Source organism: Acidithiobacillus sp. (assembly GCF_023229925.1).
Lineage (GTDB): Bacteria > Pseudomonadota > Gammaproteobacteria > Acidithiobacillales > Acidithiobacillaceae > Acidithiobacillus.
Genome location: NZ_JALNYM010000001.1, coordinates 986,198 through 1,005,863, shown reverse-complemented (window position 1 = coordinate 1,005,863; position 19,666 = coordinate 986,198). Strand labels below are relative to the sequence as shown.

Genomic DNA, 19,666 nt, shown 5'->3' with positions numbered 1-19,666 from the left:
TCCTCGCTTGAGGAGGTAAAGGGGTGTGTTAAATCGTCTCGGACAGGGAAAATGGCTGGCGCCAGCCCATTAGCGGCTGGCGTGGAGCATGCCTTGGCGATATATCCTACCCGGTTGCTCGTGGAGTTGGACTTGCTTTTTTGGCTGGCCGATTCGTGAGCACGTCCGTTTTTTCGCCTGTCTGGCCAGGTGATTGAGGAGAAGTGCATGGAAACGGTATCGGAGCTGGGCTTTTGGCAGCGGATGGCGAATACCCCGGGTGAAGTCATTCTGTTTTTCAGCTCGGCGGGTTGTCATTCCTGCCGGATCTGGCGCAAGTTGCTCGGTGATTTCGAGTCTACCCATGACGGAGTGGCAGTGTGGGAGGTGGATGCGGGTGTGGACATGGGGATCACCCAGGAATTCAATGTATACCATCTGCCGGCGTTGTTTTTGTTTCGGGATGGGCAGTACCAGCGTCCCATACAGGTAGAGGCGCGGGTTCATGCCCTGGATCGCTGGCTGCGTGACCACGCGCAGCTGCCTGCGGAGGAGATGCCGTGAGGGTATGGGATCCGGACGGCTGGCACAGCCATGCGCGACGGGCGCCGTCGCCCTACCATGACGAACGTCCGGCGAATACGGCGGTGGACCTACTGGTCGTGCACGCCATCAGCTTGCCGCCTGAGGGCTTTGGCAGCGGTGACGTGCAGCGGTTTTTTATGGGAACCTTGGACTTTAGCAGCCACCCTTACTACGACAAACTGCGCGATATGCGGGTCTCGGCCCACTTTTTCATCGAACGGGACGGCACCTTATGGCAGCATGTCGGGGTTTTTCAGAGGGCCTGGCACGCCGGGGTGTCTGAATGGCAAGGGCGTCCCGCCTGCAATGATTATAGCGTTGGCGTCGAACTGGAGGGTAGTGAAGGCACGGCGTTCATGCCGGTCCAGTATCATGGCCTAGCAGCGTTGGCAATAGATTTGCGGGCGCTCTTGCCGGCCATGGGCCCCGAGCGCATGGTAGGGCATTCGGACGTTTCACCCGGTCGTAAATGGGACCCCGGTCCTGGTTTTTCCTGGCCCCGTCTGGCAGAGCTATGTAAAGATGGCGGAGATACGGCAAGCTTTCAGGTGTGACAGGCAGCGGGGTGTCGTTCCGGAATTGTTGGGGCCGGGAGACCGCTACGAGCTCTTGATGCCCGAAGCCTCTGTAGTAGTTTCTGCGCCAGCGCCCTGACCGCTCTCGTTGTAACCATAAAACTTGACGCCGCGGATGATTTTGCCGCGGCCTTGGCTGATCCGGTGCAGATTGCTGTCGCGCAGGGAATACACGCAGCCGCAGTATTCCTGCTGATAAAACTGCTCGCGCTTGGCGATGTCGATCATTCGTGCGCTGCCGCCACCCTTGCGCCAGTTGTAGTCCCAGTACCATAACCCGACATGGCGCGCTGCCGCCCGTTGTCCACAGCCGTTGATCTGGGCCATATCCTTCCAGCGGGAAATGCCGAGGGTGCTGGAAAAGACGCTGAAGCCGTGTTCGGCGGCATAAAGAGCGGAGCGCTCGAAGCGCATATCAAAACAGGCGGTGCAACGTTCGCCGCGCTCCGGTTCCCATTCCAGTCCCTGCACACGGCTGAACCAGTTATCCTTGTCATAGTCGAGGTCAACGAAGGGGACACCCAGTTGTTCGGCATAGCGGATGTTCTCTTCTTTGCGTAACGCGTACTCGGCCTGGGGATGGATATTGGGATTGTAGAAGAGCACGGTGAAATCAATGTCAGCCGCGCGGATATCATCCATGATTGGACCGGCACAGGGCGCGCAGCAGGAGTGCAGCAGGATCTGTCGGCTGCCGTCGGGAGTTTGCAACGGCGTGGCAGGTTTTTTGGGCATGGAACAGTTCCCTGACGAATGGCGACCTCGATGGCGCAAGAATAGCGCTTTGTACCGGTCTTGCCAAAGGGCGGATAACAATGGGACGCAATTTGCGTGGGGTGCGGAAAACACCCTGGTCCTGGACCTGCGCCGAGCACACATGACCGCCAATGACAATGCACAAGGGGGTTACGCTAGCAACCACCCCGATGCTGAGACCAGCAACTGCGCGATGCCTGCGGCCCTGGTTATTGCGCAGGACGTAAAAGCGGGCGCATGCCTTCCCGGACCTGGCGTTGAATGAACGCGGCGCGACCAGGTTCGCGCTTGTCCAGTTCAGCGGCACACTGGGAATCAGTCAGTGCGGCGGCGCTGAGCATGACTTCTAACTCACAAGTATCCACCTTGGGGTCGGTGAGTGCAGTCGGCGCGACATTCATCTGATCACCAACCTGCCAGAACATCCGCGCATTCCACATACGCAGGCGCACGTCGGGGTTCTGAAAAAGTTCTACGCAACGGCTATTGAGGGCCTTGGGGTCCACTGTCATCCTCCTGGTTAAACGGATAAAGCTATCGCCTGTTATGGCGGACATGCTTAAGCATACCCGAAAAATGTGCCCCGAGGGGAGGTTTTTGTGGATTGAAGTATTCCATGCCCGGATAGATTCCGTGCAAAAATAAAAAACCCCGCACCGGGCGGGGTCATTTTGCGCGTCAAACTGAATCAGGCGGAAGCCATCTTCATATTGATATTTTGATTGGTGGCGAGTTCGGGGTTGTAGAGGTATTCCACATTGCCCTGTTCCACCTGCTTGAGATATTCCTGGAAGTCGGCCTTGGCCTTGTCCCAGCTGATGCCCATCTTTTCCACCAGATCTTCACAGGGTGAAGCGTGCCACTGCAACTGGACGATCTTGAAGGGATCGGCGCCACAGGCGAGCGCCGCGAGCTGCACGTCGGCGATGATCGGCATGGAGTAATTCATGTCGTGCGCCTTGCCGATCCACTGGTTTTTGTCCAACGTGGTGATGCAGCCGGTGTCGATGCCGATCATCACGTCGGCCTTGGCTTCTTCCCTGGCGACCTTGATCTTGCGATTCATGGAGAAGCTGCGGGTAAACTCGCGCTCGGAGATGATGTGGCGGAAACCAAAGCCACAGCAGTCGTACCAGGTGGAGTAGTCGATAACCTGCGCACCCAGGGCCTGCGCGACGGAGGTGCCGACCGCTGTGCGATTGCCGCCAAGTACGCTGTTGTCGTACACGGCGTCTTCCTGCACCATCTTGTAGTAATGACAGGCGGCATGGACGGTGACGCGAATGTTGCTCATGTCCACCACCTGCATCTCCGAGGCAATGCGGTTACGCATAACGTGCAGCCATTCACTGTAGTGGATGACCTCTTCGGGGATGACAATCTTGCCGTCGACCAGGCGACCGAGTTTGCCCAGGATCTTTTTGACCTTTTCGCGCAGTTCAGCCGACTCGATCAGGTACTTGCGGATTTCCTTGTAGTTACCGAAGGAGGTGCCGCAGTGCACCAAGGGAAAGAAGTGGCCATTCTCAAAGCCGTGCTGCTTGCCGGAGACGTACGCCTGATGGAAGTTGCGCAGGAAAACGGCGGCGAGGGATTCGACATTGCCGATGCCGGAGCCGTGGTAGTTCCAGGCGGTGCAGGAGGTCTGGTCGGTTTCGTCGAGGTAGTCGATGCCCAGGTTGTTCATAAACCAAATCAGACTGGTGGGGTAGCCGGGGATGTTGCCGCACTGACCACAGCTCTTGTGATGCCAGAGGTTGTTGGTAGGAACACGTTTTTTCCAGCCAAACAGCGTATCTACTTCAATGGGCTTGTGGTCATCGTTGATGCGGTGGACGATGATCTCGCCTTCCTTCTCCAGTTCCCACATGTGATCACGGATGTCGTCCATCCGCTCGCCGAGGTCCACCGTGCGCCGGTCAACGTGGCTGCGCACCCAGGCCGTGGCCGTTTCGGCCTCGTTCGCCGAAAGATTCGTGTCCTGAAAAAAGGCACCGTGACCCGCTACGCCTTGCTGCGTGCTGTTGTCGCTCATGATGGACTCCTTGGCCGTCAAGCCGTTTTCTGCGAATGAACTTTAATACTTGTTCCTGAATACTTGACCATTATGCTCCACAATGATTCCGTTGCCAAGTAAATGGCTTTATGATCATCCATCGCGGATGGGTGATCGATGCCTACGCCTGCTGGCTGGCTTTTTGTGCACCAGTGCCAAAGATATTCTGAGAGGAATTTTATGAAAAACCTGGATGTGACTCGGATTCCGGCGCAGGCAGAGATAGCCGAGCGTTGCCGCACGTTCTATCTGGCTCCCGCAGTGTGCAGTAAAGGATGGTTGCCGAACCTCTTCTGGCGCCCGGCGACGCAAAATAATCCCTTCGGGACGTTGCGCGTAGATCTCTGGGAGTTGGAGGTGCTCTTCGCGGCGATCAGCGGTGAGCCTGCCCTATCGCGGGCGGCGCTGGAGGCGCGCACGCCGGGTCGCGCTGGGTTCATTGAGCGCTCCATTGCGCACGGCGAATTACCGCTGCTCACTTTTCGTGAGGATGTACCTATCGCATGAGTGACGCGCCGCGTATTGCAATCCTTTCTCGCCAAGCGAAACTCTATTCGACCCGCCGTCTGATGGATGCGGTTGCCGCAGCGGGCGCTGAACCAGTATTGCTCCAGCCTGAGCAGTGTTTGTTGATGCTGAATAATATCCAGACCCAGCTTTACTATGGGTCCTCTCTGCTGGCGCCTTGCGTGGCGGTCATTCCGCGGGTGGGTGGTCCGATCACGCGTCTCGGGTCACGCCTGCTGCGTTACTTTGCTGGGGTAGGGAGCTATTGTCTCAATAGTGCGGGGGCGCTGGAGTTGTCCCGCGACAAGTTCGCTTCCTTGCAGTCCCTGGTCGCGGCTGGCGTCGCCGTGCCGCAAACCGCTTACTTCACCCAGGTAGGGCAGCGTGATCTGGCGATGTCGGCTTTGGGGACGCCGTTGGTGCACAAGTTGCTCGGTGGTTCGCAGGGGGTGGGAGTCAGTTTAGCGGATACGCCTGTCGCCGCACGGGGAATGCTGGACACATTCCTCCATTTGCAACATGAAGCGATGGTCCAGCGCTTTCTTCCAGGACGTCAGGATTTTCGGGTAATCGTCCTCTTCGGCGAGGTGATTGCGGCTATGCGCAGGGAGGCTTCTGCTGAGGATTTTCGTAGCAACCTGCACTGCGGGGGGCGAGCATCAGTAATGCCGGATCTGCCGAAGGATTTTGCCGCCATTGCATGCCGGTCGGCGGCCGCACTGGGTCTGGGTTTTGCCGGGGTGGATATCATGTTGGCCGAAGATCAGCGGCCCTTGGTGCTGGAGGTGAACCCCGTCCCTAGCCTGGAAGGCATCGAAGGAGTTACCGGCCAGGATATTGCAGGTACTTTGGTTAAAGCGCTTTTGCAGCAGGCCCTGTCCCCATCTCTGCAACCGCCGTTGTAATCCAGTCTTGCGCTCGCTGGTTAAGGGCAGCGGCTTTACCTGCGGGGGCCAGTGCGGGGCCGATCTGCACCTCGACTATTCCTGGCCGTTTGCGCCAATCTGCACGCGGCCAGAAACACCCGCTGTTCACGGCAATAGGCAAAAGAGGAACCTGGGCGCGAATGGCCAAGCCAGCGGCGGTGCTGCTGAAAGGGCCGACCTCGCCGCAGGGGTGGCGGGTGCCCTCTGGAAAAATCACCACATGAAAACCCGCTGCCAGACGGATTTTACCTTCTTCAATTACTTGCACCAAGGCCTGTTTGCCAGCGTCGCGGTCGATACCGATGGGCCAGGACAGGCGCAAGCCCCAGCCAATCACCGGGATGCGGAAGAGTTCCTTTTTCAGTACGTAGGAGAGTCGTGGGAAGATGCACCAGAGGAGCAGGGTTTCCAGCGCCGACTGATGATTAGCGACGATGACGCAAGGCGTGGCGGGAATGTTGGCGAGACCGGAAACCCGATAATGCAGGCTACAACTCCAGTGGAGCCAGCCGATGCCAGTGCGCGCCCATAAGCGACTGGCCCAGACCCGCGCAGACAGCGGCAACAGGGCGACGGCCAGGCTGAATATGGCCCAGACCAGGGTCCAGATCGTGAAACCGACATAAAACAAGCTACTGCGAATGGCGCGTATCACGGAATGCCGAGAATGGCGTGTACTGCCGCGTTAAGATCAGCGAAAATAGGGATGCCCGCCGTTTCCGCTTTCAGGCGCATGCTTTGGCCTTTGCCCGTCAGTACCAGCACGGGGCGTGCGCCGGCTTCACGCGCGGCGACCAGATCGCGCATACTGTCGCCAATGGCGGGAACTTGTTCCAGCGAGGTCTGCAGGCGCTCCTGGATCTCGTGAAATAGGCCAGGCGCTGGCTTACGACACGCGCATTCCGCTTCCGGGGCATGGGGACAGAAGAAAATCGCATCTATCCGACCGCCTACGGCGGCCAGTGCCTGGCGCATACGCTGATGGATAGCGGTCAAGGTACGGATATCGAAAAGCCCCCGACCCACACCGGACTGGTTGGTGGCTACCACCACCTGATAGCCAGCGCGGTTCAGACGCGCGATTGCCTCCAGACTGCCTGGAATAGGACGCCACTCGGCAGGGGATTTGATAAAGGCGCTACTGTCCTCGTTGATGACGCCGTCACGATCGAGGATGACCAGTTGCCCCATCAGGCCCCCTGTAACAGCGAGAAGTCGGCGATGCGCAGAAACGCCTCTTGGAGTTGAGCAAGCAGAGCGAGACGATTCCGGCGTAGCACTGGCTCTTCGGCAAGGATCATGACCCCGTCAAAAAATTGATCGACCGGGGGACGTAAGCCCGCGAGCAGGTCTAAAGCTGCGGCATATTGGCGTTTTGCGAGTTGCCCATAGACGGGCGGTGCCAGGGCTTGCCAGTGTTCCCAGAGTGCGCTCTCTGCGGGATCCGTAAAGCGCCGTGGGTCCACCTGCCAAGTGGCAGAGAGGGTTTCCTTGCGTAACAGATTGTTGATCCGTTTGATCAGCGCGGCCAGAGCATCCGCCGCAGCATGCTCGGCTTGGAAAAGGGCGAGGGCTTCAAGACGCTGACGCGCATCCAGTGGCTCGTAGGGTTGGCGGCTGAGCACGGCAGCGATTTGGTCGGCACGGAAACCCTCCTCCCGGAAATAGACACGCATCCGGTCCAGAAAGAAGTCGAGCACTGCAGTCTGCGTCTCCGTTTTGTTTTTGGCAAAAGCGCTGCCGTAAGCGGCCAGCGTACTGGCTACCGCTTCCTCCAGGTTCAGGGGCACCCGAGCATCCAGCACAATCCGCAGCACCCCCAGTGCGGCGCGGCGTAGGGCGAAGGGGTCGCGGTCGCCGGTAGGGACTTTGCCGATGGCAAAAAAGCCGCAGAGGGTGTCCAGCTTGTCAGTAATGGCCAGGCACTGCCCATGCGCATCCACCGGGATTTCGTCATCGCGACCACTGGGCAGGTAATGCTGGGCAATGGCAGTGGCAACACGGATGTTTTCTCCGTCATGCTGGGCGTAGTGGCCGCCCATGGTGCCCTGCAATTCAGGGAACTCATTCACCAGACCGCTGATCAGGTCACTTTTGCAGAGTTCTGCGGCGCGGTCCATGTCTCCTGCATCTACCGCAAAGTGTGGCGCGAGGGACACTGCAAGCTTCTGCAGACGCGTGGTTTTGTCGAAAATGCTGCCGAGGCCGTCCTGAAACAGTACCCCCGCTAGCGCGGCCCGTTGCATCTGCAGTGAGACTTGGCGATCCTGATCCCAAAAGAAGGCAGCATCGGCCAGTCGGGCATGTAGTACCCGGTTATTCCCATTGATGATGACCTGCGCATCCAGGCTGTGCAGGTTGGCCGCAAACAGATAATAGGGCACCAGGCGCCCATCCTGGCCGCGCAGGGGGACATAACGCTGGTGCTGCATCATGACCGTAATCAGCGCTTCTTCCGGCACCCGCAGGTAGTCCGAGGCGAAACTACCGGCGAGAATGACCGGCCATTCGTTAAGTCCGGTGATCTCGTCCAGCAAGGCTGCCGGCAGGATGGGCCTAACGGCCATCTCACCGGCCAAGGCCGCTATCTTGGCGGCAACGCGCGCGCGGCGCCCGGCGAAATCTACCATTACGTTTGCCTGTAGCAAGGAGTCTGCGTAATCGGCGGGTGTGGTAATCTGGACCGCCTGGGGATGATGGACACGATGCCCGAAGCTTTCTCCGCCAGCGTTCAGACCAAAAATATGCCAGTCCAGCACCTGCTGGCCCTGACGCAGCAAAAGCCAGCGCACCGGGCGCAGGAAACTATCGGAACGTGCTCCCCAATGCATACGTTTGCGCAGGGGCAAACTGGTCACCAGTTTGCTGGCGATCTCGGGTAACAGGACGTGGCTGTCCTGGGCGGCGCCCACTTCCCGCCAGGCGAGGACCGGGCCTTTGTCCGTCTCCAGGGTGAGCAGATCGTCAACGCTGACCCCGCAGGAGCGAGCAAAGCCCTCCGCCGCCGCCGTGGGCTTACCCTGCGCATCACGGGCGCGTTCCACGGGCGGACCACGGCGCAGGGTTTCGTGCGGTAGACTCTGTCGGGACACGCCCTTAATCCAGAGGGCGAGTCGTCGCGGGGTGACATAGCCGCAGATGTTCCCATACTGCAACCCGGCCTTGTCCAGCAATTGGCCCACGATCTCGGTCGCGGCATCCTGCAGGGGTAGTTGTTCCCGCGCTGGCAATTCTTCACAACCTAGTTCCAGCAGGAGATCTTCAGGCGCTGACATCTTGGCTCCGCAGTAAAGGATGACCGAGGGCGGCACGCGCTTCGGCATAGTTCTCGGCGACGCCACGGGCGAGAGTACGGACGCGGCCGATGAATCGCGCGCGCTCGTTGACGCCGATGGCATGGCGGGCATCCAGCAGGTTGAAGGTGTGGGAACAGTCCAGTACCCGTTCGTAGGCGGGTAGGGGGAGCCGCGCCGCCAGCAACGCGCAGCAGTCTTTTTCTGCCTGGTCGAAGCGCTGGAAAAGGTCTTCTACCGGGGCCAGCTCAAAATTATAGCGGGATTGCTCCACTTCGTTCTGATGAAACACATCTCCGTAGAGGATGCCGGGGGTCCACACAAGGTCGTAAACACTTTCTACGCCCTGCAGGTACATGGCCAGCCGTTCCAGACCATAAGTGACTTCGCCCATGACCGGATGACAATCCAAGCCACCTACTTGCTGAAAATAGGTGAACTGGGTGACTTCCATCCCATTCAGCCAGACTTCCCAGCCCAGACCCCAGGCACCCAGAGTAGGTGACTCCCAGTCATCTTCGACAAAACGGATATCCTGCACCTGGGAATCAATGCCAAGGGCCGCCAGCGATTCGAGGTAGAGTTCCTGCAAGTTCACCGGATTTGGTTTGAGCACCGCCTGAAACTGATAGTAGTGCTGGAGACGATTGGGATTGTTCCCGTAACGGCCATCCGTGGGACGCCGGGACGGCTGCACATAGGCGGCGCGCCATGGTTCGGGGCCAATGGCCCGCAGGAAAGTGGCAGGGTGGAAGGTGCCGGCACCCACCGGCATATCCATGGGCTGGAGTAGAACACAGCCTTGATCGGCCCAGAAGCCTTGCAGCCGCTGGATGATTTCCTGGAAAGTCATACGGATCTCTGACAGAGGTTTCGCGCATTATGGCCCAATGCAGCCAGTCCTGTGAAGGGCGTCTTCCTGCCCTGAATGGGCTCAAAGCAGTTCGGCAATCCCTGAAGCCCCGCGCTTCGCGTCGAGAAAGACCAGTCCGAGCTTCGCCTCTTTGCGGGCAATGACGGTCAGGACGGCATCCGGGCCGGCGTGAATAAGCAGAACGTAGCCGTTATCGCCCTTGATCATGACCTGTTCCAGCTCGCCCCGTGCCAACTCTGCGGCAGTACGGTCGCCCAGGGAAAGCATCGCCGCCGCCATGGCCCCGACCCGGTCTTCATCCATGGTGGAAGAAAGCAGTGAGGCGATAGTGAGGCCGTCGGTAGAAATCACGGCTGATGCCTCGATGTCCGCAGAAGACCCGTTCAGATCACTGAGGACGGATTTAAGCATTTCTTCGCGCATTTTTGTTCTCCTGATGACTTGGTAATGAAGTGTATGAATAAGGATGTTGTTTTAGCGATAGCGTTTATCTAAATCCTGTACCAGTGTAACGAAGGATTGATCCTGCAGGCGAGGCGTACCGCTAACGACGAGCATAAAACGTTGCTGACCGATGAATAATGGCCAGAACCCCAGCTCAGAGCGTCCTGCGGGATCGAGCAATCCCCAGGTTTCAGTGTTGACATGCAGGTTGTTTTTTAGCAAACGACCATGCCTGGATTGCAGGGAGAGTAAATCTCCCGAAAGCCCGGCGAGTTCTTCCGCGGCTTCATGGGTGTAGCCGGCTGCGGCGAGATAAAAGCCATTTTCGTCGGCGAGGAGTGTTCTCTGTACATCCGAAAGTTGCGCGAGGAGGGGCGGTAGCGCATCTTCCAGGCGCTTGTCTTCTTGCTGACGTGGATGAGCCGTACCCCGTAATAAGCCTAGTCGTTGCAGGCGAAAAATGCTGCGCAGGGCTTCGTCTTCGTTCGCCGCCTGAGTCCAACGCTGTGCGGCCTTGATGCTAAAGGGCACCCGGTGTCCTTCTCTTAAAATATGCAATAGAACGATCCGGCTTCCTTCCTGATTCGGGCTGGATGTGGCATAAAAAGCCCCGGCTGGGGTCACTTCACCATAAAGATCAGCGCTGGTGGCGACCAGTTCGATACTCATAATTGATCCCCGATTCCAGGATCGATGCAGTAAAGAAGTGCCATAACCAGATTTTTAACGTCTTCCTTGTTTCGACCATCCACTTCAAAAATCGGTGGAATGGGATTAAGCATCCGTAAATCAGCGGTCACTTCTGGGAGCATGCTGGCGTAGTCTGCTATCTGAGGTTGTGTCTGGACATCTGTCTTTGAAACCCCGATGACTACGGGAACGTCGACAATGAAATCTTTGAAGGCATGGAGAAAAAAGTGCAGATCTTTTTTCGGGTTAGGGCGGGTGTTGTCCAGCATCAAGATGAGGCCGAGGCCACCGGTGGTGAGAATGTCCCACATGAAGTCGAAACGCTCCTGGCCAGGGGTCCCATACAAGTGAATTTTAGTGTTCACATCCAGCTTCAGTACACCATAATCCATCGCCACGGTGGTGTGACCCTTGCGATTGAGCGTCATATCCGAGGCCTGGGCATCAGTGGAGATAATTGGAATATCCGACAATGCTGAAATGGCGGTCGTTTTGCCCACACCAACAGGACCGGTAAAGATAATTTTATTGTCTTCTCTCACAACGGGGCTCCTTCAATATAATTTTTGGCTAAGCGCTCTTTGCATCCGCATTTTACAGCCCGGAAATGCGGGTAAGGAGCCGACCCAAGAAGCTTCTTTTGGCCGCGGGTATTTCTGCAACCGTTGGCGCATCGGGCGCCGCTGGCTGGATGCGGTTGTCGGGATTCTCTGCCGTGTTGTAGCGCAGCAGTCCTAAGCTGTCTGCGGCGGCAAGAAAGTTGAAGAGATCATATGGCTCGACGCGTAACATCTTCACCGTCAACGCAGGAGATGCCGGAGAGCGGGCTAAAAAAGCGGCTAAACGCAGCGCGTCAGGCAGCATGGTAAGTCGCGTCAGGTTGGGCCATTGCTTCAGCTGTACCGGGGCGTTGATCTGTAGTTGTTGGCTGAGACGTCCGTTAGCAGTCCATGCGCCCATTTGCCAGAGCAGAGACTGAAGGGTGAGGTGCCTTGTGGCTGCAGGAGCGGGGACGTCAGTGTCATTGGGGGCACGCATTTGTAGTCGCGGGTGCTCTTCTCGTGCCAGCGATTTGAGATGTTCATCGTCCACCAGCAAGATGGCTTGATCTGCCATCGGGTCTAATCGCAGAATAACCTGTTGCCGGTCATTCACAATAATGGCCGACGATTGATCACGCCGGATAATCTGTAAAAGTCCCAGCAGACCCGCCTGAGGGTTGAAGTGACGTATTTCTTCAGAGCGCAGCAAGGGGGCCGGGCGCCGCGTAGCGGCTGGCGCTGCGACGGGTTTTGGCACAGGCGGGTTTGCGGCGGTGGGTGATGGGGCAACAGGCGTGGACAGCGCGGGGATCGTGACCTCGGGCCGAATGGGCATGACCGTGGCGCCGCTCCTGCCGGCCGGTTTTCCAGTTACAGGGCCGCCATTCAGTAACGACTCCAGCGCTGGAAATAGGGTTTCCATACGTACAGGCTTCTGCAAAACCGGGAACATACTATCGGGTTGCGGGGAAACGCTCGTCAGGAGGATCCGTTGTTCCGGCTGTTCGCTATGCAATCGATGGGCGATAGTCATCCCCTCCGCACCATCCACATCAATAATGGTCACTGCAGATGCTTGCGTATCACCCGCATCCAGCAATTGATAATGGCGCCGGGTAAACATTTTGAAAGCCATACGGAAGACGGCTTCTTTGCGTGCATCCATCCCGATGCTGCGAACGAGGATACTATCGTTATTAGAGGGGTTTTTCGTCATGATCAAATCCTAAATGATCTGTCGTTGCGGGTAGCGCTGGAGGCGTTCAGCAAGGCTGAACATTTGGCGCATGATATCTTCGTTGGGCGGCATATCCGTTGTAAGAATCGATTTGATGAATTGGGAAAAGCGCTCCCGGGCATCCATCCTTTCGTACATTTCGAGAAGCGGTCCGTAATAAACGCCATGGTTTGGTTGGGCTAATGTGGCTTTCTCCAGAAGATCTACGGCTTCATCTACCTGCCCATACTCCAGAAGCAGGTTGAATTCCTCGATAATGCTGTCCTCGCTGCCCTTTTGCGTGATCTGATGGTCGCGGCGAATTTCCTCTGTTACCAGCGGTGGGCTGCTCATTGGTATGGCCGTGATCGGCAGATACAGCCCGTACTGATCGGCCAGCCTAGCGAGAACATGCTCTTCTCCGTCGCTCTCGGCAAGAGGGGTCCACAGGTCATGCTTACCCAGTCGCTGGCCGCGGTGCAGCAATCGCGTTCGCAAAACGCTACCTGCACCCCACAAGGTTATATAGAGCTGAAGAAGGGCCTCAGCGTAGGAGGCGCATCGCCGCTGGATGTAGAGCATCTCTAAAAGGGTGACCTGGAGGATGAGTTTGCGGGGATCGAGAATAAGGTTACGGCGTAACAGACGCTCGGCCTCGGGATATTGGCGACACGTCAGCAAATGACGTGCAGCACTGAGCGGCGAAATCAGCCCTGCCACTACCTCATATTCCTCCTCATCCAGCGGTGTGATGTCATCGGACCCAGTCAGCAGCATAACGTCTGTGCCTGCAGAGCTGGTCTTTAAACCCCCGCCCGATAACTGCCCTGGTTTCGCAACAAATCCAGACAGATCCAGCGGCTCCGGGTTGACGATGGCTTGCTGTAACTCTCTTTGTGCATCTATGAGTGAGGAAGATGCCGCTGATTGCGGTGCATGCGTAGAGTGGGTAATGACTGCAGCAATTTGCGCACTGCTCACCCCTAAATTCTCTGCAGTTACCCGCAATTGCAGGTTTTTCGGATCCAGCTTTAGCCCTTCTAAAACGAGATTCTGGACCTCTGCGCCAGGGATGGCACGCGAATCATTGAGTTTTTCTAAAAGTTCTGCGAAGTGATCAATGTCAGGAATTTCACGATAGATCGAGAGGAGCCGACGCATCTGCTGAATATCGTCGGGGTTGTGATCCACGTACCAATTCAGAGACGTGGCCGCCTGTTCCAGGTGGCCATAGGAAAGATAAATTTCCACCTCGTCAAGAATGCTGGTCTCATCAACCTGTACAGAGGCGGTTATTTCCGACGTGTTGTTGGCTGGGACGGTTTTAATAACTGGGACTGCATGTGCCGGGCTTCCGCTACTCTCGTGGGTAGGGCGCAGCGTGCCTGCGACATTGAGAAGTTTTCGCCTGCGCAACGCCTTCCACAACCCGGTCAAGATGACCAGGGCCACGAGGAAAGCTATAACAATCAGACTGCCGATGGGCAATTCCATGCAGGAATCTCGCTTCAAAATGAACGTGGTTTTGCTTCTTTGCCGGTATCAGCCCGGTAAATAGGCGTTTTACCGGTGCTGTCAATGTGCGAAGAGTTCGGCAATTTCATGGATGCGCCTCGTGCTGGGGCGCTTCGCAGCCGGAGAGGCATCGGCCTCTGCCGCGTAACCTGCAAATAATGCGGGCAAAGCATTTACGACGAGCGGGAGGCGTTCCCTGCTCACCGTGGCCAGCCGCCATTCGGCACGCCATCCATGAACGGTATGGCTAGTGCAAATGGCGACACCCCAGCCGCGCTCCTGCACCGACCATTGATGCTCAGCGACGCACAATTGGTGTTGTTGCGGCGTCTGGCTCAGACCGACGTAGGGGCCAGCATAGGTGATGCGCAGGTCGCCAGCCAGGTCAGCCAGCATATGATCAAGGCGATGCAGCGCATCGCGTAACAGCGCACTGGAAGCAGGTCGCCCGTCTGCTGCATTTTTCAAGAACATCAGATGTGGTGATTCCATACATGCCTCCTTTTACTTTATAATTATGACGGTAAAGGAGCACGCTGCCAATGCGCGTGCTGTGGATAATGTTTCTTGCTTTTTCAATGCGCCGCAAACAGGAAAATAAATAATGAAAAAACAGTTAGGTGTCTGGTTTCTGGCGGCCTTCATGGGGTACGGAGCGACGGTAGCCGATGCCAGTGTATATGCCTTGCCTGCCCAGGGTAATATGGTCGGAGCGCTGAAGGCGGTAACAACCCATAGTGACGATACGCTTTTGGATATCGGGCGCTTCTACGACCTAGGTTACAATCAGGTGACGGCAGCCAACCCCGGAGTTAACCCCTGGCTCCCCGGCCAGGCCAGTAAGGTGGTTATTCCTGCCGAGTATGTTCTACCGCCAAAGCCGTGGACCGGCATCATCGTGGATATTCCGGCACGACGGATTTACTATTTTCCGGCGAATGACCGAGTGGTATACACCTATCCTGTTGGGGTCTTTCTGCCGGGCTGGAAGGAGCGTTTAACGGCCACGCAGATTATCGCCAAGTTTAAAATGCCTGCGTGGAACGTTCCCAAAAATATCCATGCGTGGTTTGAGAAAAAGTTTCACATGGACATTCCATGGTACTGGCCACCCGGCGCCGAGAACCCCATGGGCGAGCTGGCGATGGAGACTGGGCTCTCCGGCATCTTCATCCATGGTACTTATCATCCCTGGGGTGTTGGTATGCGAGCCAGTCAGGGCTGTTTCCAGATGTTTCCGGAGAATGTTGCGCAACTTTTCCCCATGATTCCCGTGGGTACCCCGGTGCGGATTATTGATCAGCCCAACCTTGTGGGTGTACGTGATGGGCAAGTCTATCTGCAGTCCTACAAGCCGATGCATGCCTATCACCAAAAAGGCATCCCGGATTTGCAGCGTGCCGTTATGACGATCAAGTCTTTCATGGCGCAGAATCGCATCAAACAGGATGTTGATTGGGGCAAGGTCCGGCATATTGTGGCGGGGCATAACACCGTGGCACTTCCCATTGGGGTCGACGCGCCGAGCTACGAAGCGCTGTCCGCCGCACTTCCCACAACGCCTTATGCGTACGCACCGTATGGTCCATCGGCGAATGGCGCTGCGGTACCGCCGCCATTACCTCTGGCGAGCGCTGCCGATCAGGAACATTTGCATGTCCAAGTGACTTTCCCCGATCAAAAGTCGTAGAAAATCGTCCCCTCTACTGCGGGCTAGTGACCACCCCCGATTCCTTGTTCCTGAATCCAGAGCCAAAGCAGTCCGAGGTACTCGTGGCTTGCCTCGCTACTGATTTCTAGATAAATGGCGCGCGGCAACCAGCTATCCGGTCGGAGTCCGTTCACCCGATCCAGACGGTAATCGGTGGGAACCGGGATCACTTTCAAGTCAGCGTGCCGGAACCAGACGGCCGCCCGTGGCATGTGCAATGCGGAGGTCACCAAGTATATCTGGTGGATATCGTGCCCGACCAGCAGTGCCGCGCTGTCTGCCGCGTTGGCGGCAGTATTGTAGGATTGGGTTTCCGGCCAGATAGGGCTTTGTACGCCCAAATCCTGGCGCAGAATATGCTCCATGGTGACCGCCTCGGGTGGGGCGCCCAGTCGCGGAGCACCGCCACTGGGAATGATGGGGAGTCCAGTTCGCTTGGCGAGCTGTGCCGCCGCCATCAGGCGCACGAGGGTGCGTGCATTCGCCGTTTCTCGGGATGATTCTGGGGACTGCATAACCTCCCCGCCCCCTAACACGACAATCGCCCGGGGAACCTCGGCACCGTGCAGGGGCTGCATCAGGGGCGGATAGCGATCTTCTAATGGCAAGAGGAGGAGGCGTGCTCCTACCGCAGTAGAGAAAAAATAGAGGGTGCCCAGCGCGAGCAGAATGAGCACCCGGCCGAGATAACGCCAACCTAGAATTTCCGCTAGCCAACCGATAGCGGCGAGGATGAACAAGACGCCCGGTGGTTGCAGCAGCGCTGAGGCCAGGGTCAATATAGTGGTATAGCGCAGCAGCATACTTCTGGCTCTGCTCAATCCCCGCCCATTTCATGGAAACTGCGCTCGGCATGATAGGAAGATCGTACCAGTGGGCCGCTAGCGACGTGGCGGAATCCCATAGCCATACCATCCTGCTGTAACTGCCGAAATTCCTCTGGCAGAATGAAACGCGCGACTGGCAGATGATGACGGGAAGGTGCCAGATACTGCCCAAGGGTGAGTAGCTCGCATCCCGCCTGCCGCAGATCTCGCATCACTGCGCGGATTTCATCGAGTTCCTCACCCAAACCAAGCATCAACCCGGATTTGGTGGGGACATGAGGATGTTGTGCCTTAAAGGCAGCGAGTAGCTGCAGCGAGTGGTGGTAATCCGCACCGGGCCTAGCCTGTAAATACAGACGTGGTATGGTTTCCAGATTGTGATTGAAGACATCCGGCGGTGTCTCCTGGAGCGTCGCCAGAGCCTTGTTTACCCGACCACGAAAATCCGGTACGAGAATTTCTATATGCAGTTCCGGGCAATGTTCGCGCAACGCTGAGATGACCTGAGCAAAGTGATGGGCACCCCCATCGCGCAGATCATCACGGTCTACGGAGGTAATGACGACAAAGCGTAGCCCCATGTTTGCCACGGTCTGGGCAAGGTGGACAGGTTCCAGAGGATCAGGTGCTTGCGGACGGCCATGGGTGACATCACAGAAGGGGCAGCGACGGGTGCAAACGTCTCCTAGAATCATGAAGGTTGCTGTCCCTCCGCCGAAGCATTCTCCCAGATTGGGGCAGGAGGCCTCCTCACAGACCGTGTGGAGGTCCGCTGCACGCAGGATCTTTTTGAGTCTGTCCACCTCGGGGGATAACGGTGATCGTACCCGTAACCACTGGGGCTTGGGCTGGCGTTCGGCCGTTGCCGGAATGATGGGTATGGGGTTGCGTGCGGTCTTTTCGTAGCCGCGCTCGGCTTTTTTTGACTGGTGTTGGGGGTCCATGTCAGGCCCCTCCTTTTCTTAAAGGGCGATCCAGGCTGGTAGCCAATTCCGCCATCAGGGCTTCGGCAATATCGTGGCTGGGCCAGTCCGGGCAGAGGTCGTGCACCTGGGTGACAGCGAGATTGACCATGCCACAAGGATGAATACGCTGGAAAGGGCTCAGATCCATCTGTGTGTTGAGGCTGAGGCCGTGGTAACTGCGACCGCGCTGAATACGTAGGCCCAGGGAGGCAATTTTGGCATCCCCCACATAGACTCCGGGAGCATCGCGACGCGCATGAGCGCTCACGCCATGTTGCTGGAGCAGACGAATGACGGCCTGTTCCATGGCGGTGGTTAAACTGCGGACATTGATTCCCATACGGGGGAGATCAATGAGCAAATAGACTACCCATTGTCCCGGTCCATGATAGGTGACTTTGCCACCGCGATCACTGCGAATAACCGGGATAGGGCCGGGGTCAAGAACGTCAGCCGCATCAGCATTGCGCCCCAAAGTAAAGACCGGAGGATGCTGGAGAAGCCACATCTGATCCGGGGTATCGGCGTCCCGCTGTGCCGTGAATTCGCGCATGGCATCCAGTACCGTAAAGTAAGGGAGCAGGCCCGGCCAGCAGCGAACGAGTAAGGGCGTGTTCATAAGCAGAGGATTACGCCGTCAATCTCTTTGACGGATGTATAAATAGCCAAAAGATGTTCATGGCTGCTGACCTCCAGAGAAACCGTGACGGCCTGATATTGCCCCTGGCTACTGGGTCGGCAGGAGAAGGCCATGTCCGGCAAATCCGGCGCATGAGGTGCGATCGCCGCCCGCACCGCTGCGAGCAGATCATCGCGCTGACCAATGGCTTTGACATGGTGTAAGTGCGGAAAGTCTTCTGCTGGATTCTTTTCGATTTCCATAGCGTCTCGTAACCCCCTCGTGTCATCGTCGGACAGGACCAATCCATGGCGTCTGCTGATCATGGTAAGTCTTCCTCAGTCTTAGGTGAAGACCTGTCGTAGATTCGGCATATTGCTTATAGCGCGTTGCTGATCTTGTGGAAGAGCTGCGCTATCCAACCGGCCTTCTTCACAGGAGTCTGGGTAACAACAGGCACGGACTTCAGTGGTTTGCCATCCAGCAGGAAGACGAGCTGCCCGACGACCGCACCTTTCTTCAGCGGAGCCTGGAGATGGGGTACAATCTCCACCACGCGCTGTAGCTCCGAAAAATGTCCTTTCGGAACGGTGATGTTTACGACCTGTTCGACGCCCACGGGGATATGCATGGGCGATAAATCGCTGCGGGTGATCTCGCTGACTTTTTCCCCGGTAGTATAAACCGGATGGTTGACGAAAAAACGGTATCCGTAATCGAGCAGGGCCTCGACGGCATTGGTGCTGCCAGCCCAGCTTGGTCCGCCGAGAACAACGGCGATAAGGCGACGACCATTCCGTATGGCAGTAGCGTCAATGCAGTAGCCGGAGGCGTCGGTCAGGCCGGTTTTCAGGCCGTCTACCGTAGGGTCACGAAAAAGTACGGGGTTCCAGCTCCGCTGAGTAATACCATTATAGGTATAAGACTTTTCTTTGGTGATATGGATTACTTGTGGGAACTGCTGAATGAGTGCACGCGACAGCTTGGCGACATCCAGTGCGGTGGTATAGAGATTGTTGTCTGGCAGGCCATCGACATTACTGTAATGGGTGTTGTGCAGATTGAGGCGCAGGGCCATATCGTTCATCAGCGTGACAAAGCCTGGCTGACTGCCACCCACCGCTTCGGCGAGCGCTACGGCCGCATCATTCCCTGAATCAATCAGTAATCCATGCAACAATTGACTAGCATTCGCCGGTGCATTGGGCTGGACGAACATGCTGGAGCCCCCTGTCTTCCAGGCGGTATTGGAGATGGGGACGTTTTCCTGGGCAGTGAGGGTGCCGTTCTGAATAGCCTGATAGGTTAGATAGGCTGTCATCAGCTTGGTGAGGCTGGCCGGTGCCCGCCGCAGATTTTCACTTTTAGCCGCGATGATCTGTCCGGTATCGTAGTCCATCAGCACATAGCTAACGATGGCAGGCATGGCCGGTGCAGGTGGTGTGGGCAGCATGGGCGTCGGGGATGCTGCAAGCGCCCAGGGTGCGAAACAGAGGCCAGCAAACAGGAAAAGTATCCAGGTGATCAGGGAAGTACGGGCAATCATGAAGAGACCTCAGTGGTAAGCGCTGATTGGAATTTCGAGG

At 57.1% G+C, this 19,666-nt stretch carries 23 protein-coding genes; 5 read left to right on the top strand and 18 right to left on the bottom strand.

Features of this window, described 5'->3' with window-relative positions:
• The first annotated feature begins 207 nt into the window (after positions 1 to 207).
• Together M0P56_RS05090 and ampD are read left to right on the top strand one after the other, a co-directional pair.
• Positions 208 to 543 carry a co-chaperone YbbN gene (locus tag M0P56_RS05090; protein WP_291508965.1) on the top strand — a complete coding sequence of 112 codons (336 nt, stop codon included), beginning with the start codon at positions 208 to 210 and terminating at the stop codon, positions 541 to 543.
• Complete coding sequence (gene ampD / locus M0P56_RS05085) at positions 540 to 1,118, top strand: 1,6-anhydro-N-acetylmuramyl-L-alanine amidase AmpD (RefSeq protein ID WP_291508964.1); 579 nt, start codon at positions 540 to 542, stop codon at positions 1,116 to 1,118. Before M0P56_RS05090 ends, ampD begins: the two co-directional genes overlap by 4 nt.
• Positions 1,119 to 1,163: 45 nt before the next feature.
• Here ampD and M0P56_RS05080 read toward each other — a convergent pair whose 3' ends face one another.
• The 3 genes from M0P56_RS05080 to M0P56_RS05070 form a co-directional block, all read right to left on the bottom strand.
• Entirely contained in the window at positions 1,164 to 1,874 is a 711-nt protein-coding gene (locus M0P56_RS05080; RefSeq protein WP_291508963.1) for an epoxyqueuosine reductase QueH, read from the bottom strand.
• Between the two features lie 230 nt (positions 1,875 to 2,104).
• Positions 2,105 to 2,407 carry a hypothetical protein gene (locus tag M0P56_RS05075; protein ID WP_291508962.1) on the bottom strand — a complete coding sequence of 101 codons (303 nt, stop codon included), beginning with the start codon at positions 2,405 to 2,407 and terminating at the stop codon, positions 2,105 to 2,107.
• A gap of 176 nt (positions 2,408 to 2,583) precedes the next feature.
• The gene (locus M0P56_RS05070) at positions 2,584 to 3,930 is read right to left on the bottom strand and encodes a heterodisulfide reductase-related iron-sulfur binding cluster (protein WP_291508961.1); all 1,347 of its coding nucleotides are present in this window, start codon (positions 3,928 to 3,930) and stop codon (positions 2,584 to 2,586) included.
• A gap of 201 nt (positions 3,931 to 4,131) precedes the next feature.
• Between M0P56_RS05070 and M0P56_RS05065 the strand changes: the two genes are divergently transcribed.
• The gene (locus M0P56_RS05065; RefSeq protein ID WP_291508960.1) at positions 4,132 to 4,458 is read left to right on the top strand and encodes a hypothetical protein; all 327 of its coding nucleotides are present in this window, start codon (positions 4,132 to 4,134) and stop codon (positions 4,456 to 4,458) included.
• A complete protein-coding gene (locus M0P56_RS05060) occupies positions 4,455 to 5,363 on the top strand; it encodes a RimK family alpha-L-glutamate ligase (RefSeq protein ID WP_291508959.1) in 909 nt (302 codons plus the stop codon). The genes M0P56_RS05065 and M0P56_RS05060 overlap by 4 nt, the downstream gene beginning before the upstream one ends.
• Here the strand turns inward: M0P56_RS05060 and M0P56_RS05055 are convergent.
• The 10 genes from M0P56_RS05055 to M0P56_RS05010 form a co-directional block, all read right to left on the bottom strand.
• The gene (locus tag M0P56_RS05055) at positions 5,311 to 6,039 is read right to left on the bottom strand and encodes a 1-acyl-sn-glycerol-3-phosphate acyltransferase (protein ID WP_291508958.1); all 729 of its coding nucleotides are present in this window, start codon (positions 6,037 to 6,039) and stop codon (positions 5,311 to 5,313) included. The two genes, M0P56_RS05060 and M0P56_RS05055, sit on opposite strands and share 53 nt — an antisense overlap.
• On the bottom strand, positions 6,036 to 6,575 hold the full coding sequence (gene gmhB, locus M0P56_RS05050; protein WP_291508957.1) for a D-glycero-beta-D-manno-heptose 1,7-bisphosphate 7-phosphatase: 540 nt from the start codon (positions 6,573 to 6,575) through the stop codon (positions 6,036 to 6,038). Before gmhB ends, M0P56_RS05055 begins: the two co-directional genes overlap by 4 nt.
• Positions 6,575 to 8,659: a glycine--tRNA ligase subunit beta gene (gene glyS, locus M0P56_RS05045; RefSeq protein ID WP_291508956.1), complete on the bottom strand. Its 2,085-nt coding sequence runs from the start codon at positions 8,657 to 8,659 to the stop codon at positions 6,575 to 6,577. The genes gmhB and glyS overlap by 1 nt, the downstream gene beginning before the upstream one ends.
• A complete protein-coding gene (glyQ, locus tag M0P56_RS05040; RefSeq protein ID WP_291508955.1) occupies positions 8,646 to 9,530 on the bottom strand; it encodes a glycine--tRNA ligase subunit alpha in 885 nt (294 codons plus the stop codon). Before glyQ ends, glyS begins: the two co-directional genes overlap by 14 nt.
• An 81-nt stretch (positions 9,531 to 9,611) precedes the next feature.
• Positions 9,612 to 9,974, bottom strand: a complete 363-nt coding sequence (locus M0P56_RS05035; protein ID WP_291508954.1) for a roadblock/LC7 domain-containing protein — start codon at positions 9,972 to 9,974, stop codon at positions 9,612 to 9,614.
• Between the two features lie 51 nt (positions 9,975 to 10,025).
• Positions 10,026 to 10,664 carry a roadblock/LC7 domain-containing protein gene (locus M0P56_RS05030; RefSeq protein ID WP_291508953.1) on the bottom strand — a complete coding sequence of 213 codons (639 nt, stop codon included), beginning with the start codon at positions 10,662 to 10,664 and terminating at the stop codon, positions 10,026 to 10,028.
• A complete protein-coding gene (locus M0P56_RS05025) occupies positions 10,661 to 11,227 on the bottom strand; it encodes an ATP/GTP-binding protein (protein WP_291508952.1) in 567 nt (188 codons plus the stop codon). The genes M0P56_RS05030 and M0P56_RS05025 overlap by 4 nt, the downstream gene beginning before the upstream one ends.
• Before the next feature lie 52 nt (positions 11,228 to 11,279).
• Positions 11,280 to 12,443, bottom strand: a complete 1,164-nt coding sequence (locus M0P56_RS05020) for a response regulator (protein ID WP_291508951.1) — start codon at positions 12,441 to 12,443, stop codon at positions 11,280 to 11,282.
• 9 nt (positions 12,444 to 12,452) lie between these two features.
• Entirely contained in the window at positions 12,453 to 13,937 is a 1,485-nt protein-coding gene (locus M0P56_RS05015; protein WP_291508950.1) for a hypothetical protein, read from the bottom strand.
• A gap of 81 nt (positions 13,938 to 14,018) precedes the next feature.
• Positions 14,019 to 14,450, bottom strand: a complete 432-nt coding sequence (locus M0P56_RS05010) for a hypothetical protein (RefSeq protein ID WP_291508949.1) — start codon at positions 14,448 to 14,450, stop codon at positions 14,019 to 14,021.
• 112 nt (positions 14,451 to 14,562) lie between these two features.
• Here M0P56_RS05010 and M0P56_RS05005 point away from each other — a divergent pair, with 112 nt between their 5' ends.
• Positions 14,563 to 15,648 carry a L,D-transpeptidase family protein gene (locus M0P56_RS05005; RefSeq protein WP_291508948.1) on the top strand — a complete coding sequence of 362 codons (1,086 nt, stop codon included), beginning with the start codon at positions 14,563 to 14,565 and terminating at the stop codon, positions 15,646 to 15,648.
• A 23-nt stretch (positions 15,649 to 15,671) separates the two neighbouring features.
• On the opposite strand, the gene M0P56_RS05000 is transcribed toward M0P56_RS05005, so the two are convergent.
• From M0P56_RS05000 to M0P56_RS04980, 5 genes are read right to left on the bottom strand one after another with little or no spacing between them, the layout of a single operon-like run.
• On the bottom strand, positions 15,672 to 16,472 hold the full coding sequence (locus M0P56_RS05000) for a YdcF family protein (RefSeq protein WP_291508947.1): 801 nt from the start codon (positions 16,470 to 16,472) through the stop codon (positions 15,672 to 15,674).
• 14 nt (positions 16,473 to 16,486) lie between these two features.
• Entirely contained in the window at positions 16,487 to 17,440 is a 954-nt protein-coding gene (lipA, locus tag M0P56_RS04995) for a lipoyl synthase (RefSeq protein WP_291508946.1), read from the bottom strand.
• A gap of 1 nt (position 17,441) precedes the next feature.
• Entirely contained in the window at positions 17,442 to 18,080 is a 639-nt protein-coding gene (lipB, locus tag M0P56_RS04990; RefSeq protein ID WP_291508945.1) for a lipoyl(octanoyl) transferase LipB, read from the bottom strand.
• Positions 18,077 to 18,406 (bottom strand): DUF493 domain-containing protein, encoded by a 330-nt coding sequence (locus M0P56_RS04985; protein WP_291508944.1) that lies wholly within the window; start codon positions 18,404 to 18,406, stop codon positions 18,077 to 18,079. The genes lipB and M0P56_RS04985 overlap by 4 nt, the downstream gene beginning before the upstream one ends.
• Before the next feature lie 53 nt (positions 18,407 to 18,459).
• Positions 18,460 to 19,626 carry a D-alanyl-D-alanine carboxypeptidase family protein gene (locus M0P56_RS04980; protein WP_291508943.1) on the bottom strand — a complete coding sequence of 389 codons (1,167 nt, stop codon included), beginning with the start codon at positions 19,624 to 19,626 and terminating at the stop codon, positions 18,460 to 18,462.
• Between the last annotated feature and the right edge of the window lie 40 nt (positions 19,627 to 19,666).

Excerpts from the sequence above, each read along its gene's own strand:
- glyS (WP_291508956.1), bottom strand. The coding sequence starts at position 8,659 with ATGTCAGCGCCTGAAGATCTCCTGCTGGAACTAGGTTGTGAAGAATTG.
- M0P56_RS05080 (WP_291508963.1), bottom strand. The coding sequence starts at position 1,874 with ATGCCCAAAAAACCTGCCACGCCGTTGCAAACTCCCGACGGCAGCCGA.
- glyQ (WP_291508955.1), bottom strand. The coding sequence starts at position 9,530 with ATGACTTTCCAGGAAATCATCCAGCGGCTGCAAGGCTTCTGGGCCGAT.
- M0P56_RS05075 (WP_291508962.1), bottom strand. The coding sequence starts at position 2,407 with ATGACAGTGGACCCCAAGGCCCTCAATAGCCGTTGCGTAGAACTTTTT.
- lipA (WP_291508946.1), bottom strand. The coding sequence starts at position 17,440 with ATGGACCCCCAACACCAGTCAAAAAAAGCCGAGCGCGGCTACGAAAAG.
- lipB (WP_291508945.1), bottom strand. The coding sequence starts at position 18,080 with ATGAACACGCCCTTACTCGTTCGCTGCTGGCCGGGCCTGCTCCCTTAC.
- M0P56_RS05020 (WP_291508951.1), bottom strand. The coding sequence starts at position 12,443 with ATGACGAAAAACCCCTCTAATAACGATAGTATCCTCGTTCGCAGCATC.
- M0P56_RS05065 (WP_291508960.1), top strand. The coding sequence starts at position 4,132 with ATGAAAAACCTGGATGTGACTCGGATTCCGGCGCAGGCAGAGATAGCC.
- M0P56_RS05035 (WP_291508954.1), bottom strand. The coding sequence starts at position 9,974 with ATGCGCGAAGAAATGCTTAAATCCGTCCTCAGTGATCTGAACGGGTCT.
- M0P56_RS05010 (WP_291508949.1), bottom strand. The coding sequence starts at position 14,450 with ATGGAATCACCACATCTGATGTTCTTGAAAAATGCAGCAGACGGGCGA.
- M0P56_RS05070 (WP_291508961.1), bottom strand. The coding sequence starts at position 3,930 with ATGAGCGACAACAGCACGCAGCAAGGCGTAGCGGGTCACGGTGCCTTT.
- M0P56_RS05005 (WP_291508948.1), top strand. The coding sequence starts at position 14,563 with ATGAAAAAACAGTTAGGTGTCTGGTTTCTGGCGGCCTTCATGGGGTAC.
- M0P56_RS05090 (WP_291508965.1), top strand. The coding sequence starts at position 208 with ATGGAAACGGTATCGGAGCTGGGCTTTTGGCAGCGGATGGCGAATACC.
- M0P56_RS05030 (WP_291508953.1), bottom strand. The coding sequence starts at position 10,664 with ATGAGTATCGAACTGGTCGCCACCAGCGCTGATCTTTATGGTGAAGTG.
- M0P56_RS04985 (WP_291508944.1), bottom strand. The coding sequence starts at position 18,406 with ATGATCAGCAGACGCCATGGATTGGTCCTGTCCGACGATGACACGAGG.
- M0P56_RS05015 (WP_291508950.1), bottom strand. The coding sequence starts at position 13,937 with ATGGAATTGCCCATCGGCAGTCTGATTGTTATAGCTTTCCTCGTGGCC.
- M0P56_RS05000 (WP_291508947.1), bottom strand. The coding sequence starts at position 16,472 with ATGCTGCTGCGCTATACCACTATATTGACCCTGGCCTCAGCGCTGCTG.
- gmhB (WP_291508957.1), bottom strand. The coding sequence starts at position 6,575 with ATGGGGCAACTGGTCATCCTCGATCGTGACGGCGTCATCAACGAGGAC.
- M0P56_RS05060 (WP_291508959.1), top strand. The coding sequence starts at position 4,455 with ATGAGTGACGCGCCGCGTATTGCAATCCTTTCTCGCCAAGCGAAACTC.
- M0P56_RS04980 (WP_291508943.1), bottom strand. The coding sequence starts at position 19,626 with ATGATTGCCCGTACTTCCCTGATCACCTGGATACTTTTCCTGTTTGCT.